Annotated in this window: 4 protein-coding genes and 1 pseudogene; 1 reads left to right on the top strand and 4 read right to left on the bottom strand. The window is 61.1% G+C overall.

Features of this window, described 5'->3' with window-relative positions; genetic code table 11:
- The 4 genes and pseudogenes from JQK15_RS26165 to JQK15_RS26150 form a co-directional block, all read right to left on the bottom strand.
- Positions 1–545, bottom strand: a pseudogene (locus JQK15_RS26165) (alpha-glucosidase); the annotation flags it as partial.
- Positions 546–690: 145 nt separating this feature from the next.
- Entirely contained in the window at positions 691–3,663 is a 2,973-nt protein-coding gene (locus JQK15_RS26160; protein ID WP_251008074.1) for a TonB-dependent receptor, read from the bottom strand.
- A gap of 78 nt (positions 3,664–3,741) precedes the next feature.
- The gene (locus JQK15_RS26155) at positions 3,742–4,719 is read right to left on the bottom strand and encodes a FecR family protein (RefSeq protein ID WP_214869522.1); all 978 of its coding nucleotides are present in this window, start codon (positions 4,717–4,719) and stop codon (positions 3,742–3,744) included.
- Positions 4,716–5,231, bottom strand: coding sequence for an RNA polymerase sigma factor (locus JQK15_RS26150; protein ID WP_251008075.1), 516 nt, complete (start codon positions 5,229–5,231; stop codon positions 4,716–4,718). Before JQK15_RS26150 ends, JQK15_RS26155 begins: the two co-directional genes overlap by 4 nt.
- Here JQK15_RS26150 and JQK15_RS27145 point away from each other — a divergent pair.
- Complete coding sequence (locus JQK15_RS27145) at positions 5,118–5,351, top strand: hypothetical protein (protein ID WP_251008076.1); 234 nt, start codon at positions 5,118–5,120, stop codon at positions 5,349–5,351. The two genes, JQK15_RS26150 and JQK15_RS27145, sit on opposite strands and share 114 nt — an antisense overlap.
- Positions 5,352–5,729: the final 378 nt, after the last annotated feature.

Here is a 5,729-nt window from a genome sequence, read left to right as displayed (position 1 = left end):
TCCATATAGCCTTCCTGGTTCTGGCCCAGGCCGTAATAATGCTCGTCCAGCGGCGCGTCGAAGCTGGCGCCGACCTTGAAGGTCTTCTCGCCATTCACCGTCACGGGCGCCATTTCCCAGCCGGTCATCTTGGTGAGGACAGTGCCGCTGGCATCCTTCACCGACAGGCTGACCGGCGGCAGGGCCGGGGCGAAATAGCGCTGCATCTGGGTCGGCGCGCCGGGCCAGGGCTGGGCATCGATCGTCAGCGAAATCGCCGATGAGGTGAAGATGTCGCCGCTCGCGTCGCTGCTATGGGTCCAGCCGCTGGCATCGGCCTTGGCATTGGGGCCTTCGCCCGGTGCCGCCTGCGCCAGGTCGGGGTCCATCGCGATGGTGACGCGCACGATATTGGGGGCATAGGGTTCGATCGCGACCCAGCTGCCATTGCGGTCCAGCAGCGCCATCGGCGCGGCCAGCGCCGGTGCGGCGATGGCCATCAATGCACCGCCCAGCAGCCAGCAAGCGGCAGCCTTTTTGCCCCGCGCGTTATCGTTCCAGATCATATTGGTCCCCTGTCCAGGCGCTTGCGGAAAGCACATGCGAGCGATGCTCGTCGGCAGCCGGCGCCCATTATCGAAAAGCAAGGTGGCGGCCGACGACAAGCCGGCCGCCGGTTTGACGGGCATCACGGGAGAGGTAATGCGCCCGTCAGAAGTTGATCCGCACCGAGCCGCTGATCCTGCGATCGACATAGAGGGATTCGCGCGGTCGGCTTTCGATACCGAAATAATTCTCGCGCAACGTGTTGGTGAGGTTCACTGCGTCGATCGTCAGCGCGAAGTTCGGCGTCACATTATAGCTCATCGAAGCATCAAGCTGGCCGAACGGCTTGTCGAAGATCGGCAGATTGCCAGAGCCCGTCCCGGCCGTCGTCTCGACATATTTGCTGCGCCAGTTGTAGGCCAGGCGGAGCGACAGCGGCCCCTTCTCATACATGCCGACCAGATTGTAATTATATTTGGACAGCAGCTCGAGCGGTACGTTGATCGGCGGCCCGGAAATGGCGGGCCCAGGCGCGCTGGAATCCACATAGGTAAAGTTGGCCTGCATACCCAGGCCACTCAGAAGGCCAGGCAGGAAATCGAAGAATTGCTGATAGGCAACTTCGAACCCCTTCACCTTGGCGGTGGCGACATTGTCGTAGGAGGTGACGCTGAACACAAAGGAGCGTCCATTGTCGAAGGTGATGTCGCGATCGGCAATGCCGGTCTGGATATAGTTGGAGATCCGCTTGTAGAAGCCGGCCAGAGTCAGCGAGCCGGTCCGCGAGAAATACCATTCGACCGACGCGTCGACATTCTTCGACTTCATCGGCTTGAGCTCGGGATTGCCGCCGCTCGCATTATGAAGCTCGTCTTCCTGCTCGCGTCCCGGCTGGATGATCGTGAGGCTCGGGTTGAGCTGCGAGAAGGACGGCCGCGCGATATTCATCGAGGCAGCCAGACGCACCTGAAGCTTGTCAGTGATCCTCGCCCTGAGGTTAAGACTGGGAAGGACCGAGGTATAATCCTGATCGGAACTGACCGGATTGAAGCTTACAGGACCAGAAACCTGGGTACCGTCCGGCAGGTCGACCAGCGAGGTCTGCTGGTAGAAGCCGGCGACATCCTGCTGGGTCCGGATGACCCGCACGCCGATATTGCCATCGATGGGAATAGCCCCTTCAGTCCCGAAGAAGGCGGCCGCATAGCCCGCATAGGTCTCCAGCCGCGCCGTATTGACGCCGCTGGGCAGATATTCAGGTCGGGTGGTGATGCCCAGCGTATCGAGCGTCGCATCATAATTGACGATCGTCGCGAGCGGGAAAGCGAGGAAATCACCGAAGAGATCCCCCTTCCCGTAGAAGAAATCACTCTGGTCGACCGTGGCGAGATCGGGAATGCTCGACATGCCGGTATAGCGATAGCCCGTGTCGATCGTTCGGTTCTTGCGATTGGCAAAGCGGAAGCCGGCTTTGATGGATTTGAGGAAGCCCGCGTCGACAGCATATTCAGCGTCGAGCCGAGCCGCCGTGTCCGTGGCCTTGGTCTCGTAGAAATTGTCGAGGAAGAAACCCGACGTGTAGAGCGCAGGATCGGTAAGGCCATTGGGCGCGGTGATATGGATCGTCGGCGTGCGGCCGCCCAGGATATTCTCGTACAGCGTGTCGACGGTACCGCTCAGGCCCACGATCGTGCGCATGCCCTTGGTCGTGGCCTTCACATGCTGGAGGTCGGCGGTCACTGTCAGCTGATCAGTCGCCTTCCATTTGGCATTGAGCGAATAGTCGGTCGTGCGCGAGCGGCGCGCGCCATAGCTGGTATAATCGCCGATCGGCACGTTAGTGAATGTGCCGCTTTGAAAGTCCCCATTCTCGCCGAAGGTGAAGGGTGTGCCCGCAAGCGGCGTGATCGGATTGCTGCCTGCCGAGGCGAAGAAGATATAATCGTAGAATTTGAACTTGTAATCGTTGCGGAAGACCTCGCCGGTCAGTTCCAGCGTATCGCTCGGGCGCCACTGCACGGATACATCCGTCCCAAGGCGCCTGCGGTCGCCATAGACCTTGCCCACACCTGCGCCGTGAGGCAGCGTTGTCACCTGGCCCAGACGACCAAGCGCCGTGGCCGAAGCATAGTCTTGCGGATTGTTGGGGGTGCCGTCGGCTCCGAGCGATTGATCGAGCGTGAAGAAGGGCTCGGTCGACACACGGTCCTGACGGAAGGTCGTCTTCTGATAGGAAAGACTGGCAAGCACGCCAATCTCACCGATCGGCGTATCCCACCGATCGCTGAGCAGAAGCGAACCGGATGGGCGCGTCTTGTCCGACAGCTCGAAATAGCTTTGCGTGAGCGAAGCAGCAGCCTTGAAGCCGGCAAAATCCAAGGGCTTACGGGTCCGGAAGTTGATGGTGCCGCTAAGCTGGTCCTCGACCAGATCAGCCGATGGATTCTTGTAGACGTCGATGCCGGCCAGAAGCTCGGAGGGAATATCCTCAAGGCTCAGCTGATTGCCGCCGCTTGCCGTGAAGATGTCGCGACCATTGAGCTCGGTGCGGACCTGCGTCAGGCCACGGATCGCGACCGAGCTTCCCTCGCCATAGGAGCGCTGGACCTGAATGCCAGGAATGCGCTGCAGCGCCTCGGCGATATTCCGGTCAGGCAGCTTGCCGATATCCTCCGCGACGATGGAATCGACGACCTGCGAGCTGTTCTGCTTGATCGACTGCGCCGAACGCAGGCTCGCCCGCACGCCGGTGACGACGATGTCACTGGCGTCAGCGGTGCCTGTCCCCTCCTGCGGGGCGGTCGCGTTTCCCGCATCCTGCGCCCCTGCCCCCTGATCTTCGACGACGACGAAGGTCTGCGGACCATTGCGCTGCGCAATCAGGCCGGTGCCCGACAGGATGCGGGCGAGCGCCTGTTCGACGGTCATGGCGCCCTTGATCGCCACGCTTTTCTTGCCGCGCGTGAAGGAGCGTGCCGCGATGATCTGGACGCCGGCCTGCCGGCCGAGCGCGCTGATGGCCGAGCCGGCCGATTGCGAAGGAATGTCGAACTGACGCTGCTGGGCGTAGGCAGCCGCTGGCGTCGCAACAGCTATGGCCGCGGTCGCGAGCAGAAACTTGGTGGCGGAATAATGCATATCTTTCCTCTCCCCTGAATTTTGGCTTCTTCGCGACCTAGAGACCGGGGAGAGGACAATCCTTCCGCGAACGCTAAATTATTTTTCCTTGGGACCGATCCGGATCGTCGCAGGATCCGTATCGATGACGCTCGCATCGAAAATCCGACCGACAGCGCGGGCAAAGCCAAGCGGATCGTCGGTGCGGAAAATGCCGTCGACCTGCTCCCCGCCAAGGGCGGGATCATCCAGGACAAGCTTGCGGCCATTATAGCGATTGAAGTCCTCGATGGCATTTTGCACCGACACGCCCGCCAGGTCGATGAAGCCCTCGCGCCATGCCAGTGCGCGATCCGCCCCCGCCACAGTATCTTCCTTCACGGATATCGCGCTGTTATTTCCGATGAATGCGCGCTGGCCAGCCTCGAGCCGAACCCGATGTCCGTCGGCGCCAGCGGCCCATCCTTCCACCACGCCTTCGCTTACGATGACTTCGGCACCGTCCGCCCGGCGGCGGACCGAAAAGGCCGTTCCAACAGCACGGACCAGCACCGAACCGGCCTCGACCACGAAAGGCCTGGAAGCATCCTTGGCGACGCGAAACCATGCTTCGCCTTTGACTAGTCGTACGTCGCGGCGCTTTTCACTCAAGACCACCGTCAGCTGGCTCGCACTGTTGATGGCGGCACTGGAGCCATCGGCCAGTGGCACGCGCCGTATTTCCCCAAGCTCGGTAGAATAGCTGGTTCCTCGGCCCAGGAGGAAAACGCCGGCAGCAGCCGCGGCAAGCGCCCCTCCCCCGCCCAGGAGCACAGCCCGCCGACCAAAAGGCGTCCTGCCGATCTCCTCTGCCTCGGGCTCGACATCGGACTCGGGAGACATCGGCATCATCTCATCGCGACTATCCAGCGCAATCCATGCCGCGTGGGTCTGCAGGAATATCCCGCGATGACGGACGTCGAGCTGAAGCCATTGCTGGAACTCGGTCTCGTCGGCTTGGCTCCACTCTTCAGCGTCCATCCGCGCCACGAATGCAGCAGCCTGCTCCTCGATCCGCAAGAGCTGTTCGTCGCTCATCGGCGGTCTCCGCTTGCCATAGCCGCATCGTCCATGCCGTCCGCGATTTCCCGCTCGGCGTCCGCCCAAGCCTGACGGATCAGCCTGACGCCAACCCAGACCTGCTTCTCGACCGCCTTTTCGGTGGTGCCCAGATGGACGGCAATCTGCTTCTGCGACCAACCCTCGATCTTGCGAAGCTGCACAATCTGCCGACATCTTTCCGGTAGTGCCGCGATGAGGGTCAGTATCCGGGCATAGGCGACCTTGCCGGCGGCAAGCTGTTCGGGCGAAGGACGATCATCATGAAGCGCTTCGATTTCCGCGAAAGCTTCCAATGGAACGACGCGCTCGCGTCGCAGCCGCCGCAGGAGGAGATTACGTACGATCGAATGGAAATAGGCGTAGGGTGTCTCGATATGATCGACCGCGTCGAGCATCGCGATCCGGCAATAGGCTTCCTGGATGAGCTCGTCTGCATCGGCTTTCGATACCTGCGCACGATTAAGCCAGGCGCGAACGCGGCCCTCCAGCGGGAGGACTTCACGCGCCACCCATTTTGCGATCTCGTTGCGCCGCGTGAGCGCTGTCAGATGATCCGGAGCCATAATCGCGCAAGTATGTCCACTAGAGCTGATTTCCCATTGAATTGATATTTAGAGACATGCCTGCCGAAAATCCTTCCGGCAGTTAGAAAAAATTCAGAACTTGCCCATTTTTTGCCGCGCCGCGACGGTGCATCGCGGGAAGCGGAAGGAATCCGCCCCCTCGCATTAGCGGACCGTGCATGCCCCATGTTGGACACGGTGGTCCGCAGCACTGGCCTGCTTCGACATGAGAAAGGAAGCATTGTTGCTGTAGAATATCCTTTCGCCAGTTCCCCGGACGATCCGGAACTCGCCAGCACCGTTTACAACCTCGTGCGCCGAAGTGACACTAGCGCGTAGATCTGTAATTGCAGAGCGAGGCGGTGTGATCCCTTGAGGGTTTCATGGATCTGTCCGCACTAACCGGGCCGAGGCCTGGCCGTG

The sequence above is a fragment of the Sphingobium sp. BHU LFT2 genome (genome assembly GCF_018604485.1).
Taxonomy (GTDB): Bacteria; Pseudomonadota; Alphaproteobacteria; order Sphingomonadales; family Sphingomonadaceae; genus Sphingobium; species Sphingobium yanoikuyae_A.
This window is presented reverse-complemented; position numbering and strand designations above follow the sequence as displayed.

Coding starts and splice junctions, on each gene's coding strand:
- JQK15_RS26160 (WP_251008074.1), bottom strand. CDS start 3,663: ATGCATTATTCCGCCACCAAGTTTCTGCTCGCGACCGCGGCCATAGCT.
- JQK15_RS26155 (WP_214869522.1), bottom strand. CDS start 4,719: ATGAGCGACGAACAGCTCTTGCGGATCGAGGAGCAGGCTGCTGCATTC.
- JQK15_RS27145 (WP_251008076.1), top strand. CDS start 5,118: ATGATCGACCGCGTCGAGCATCGCGATCCGGCAATAGGCTTCCTGGAT.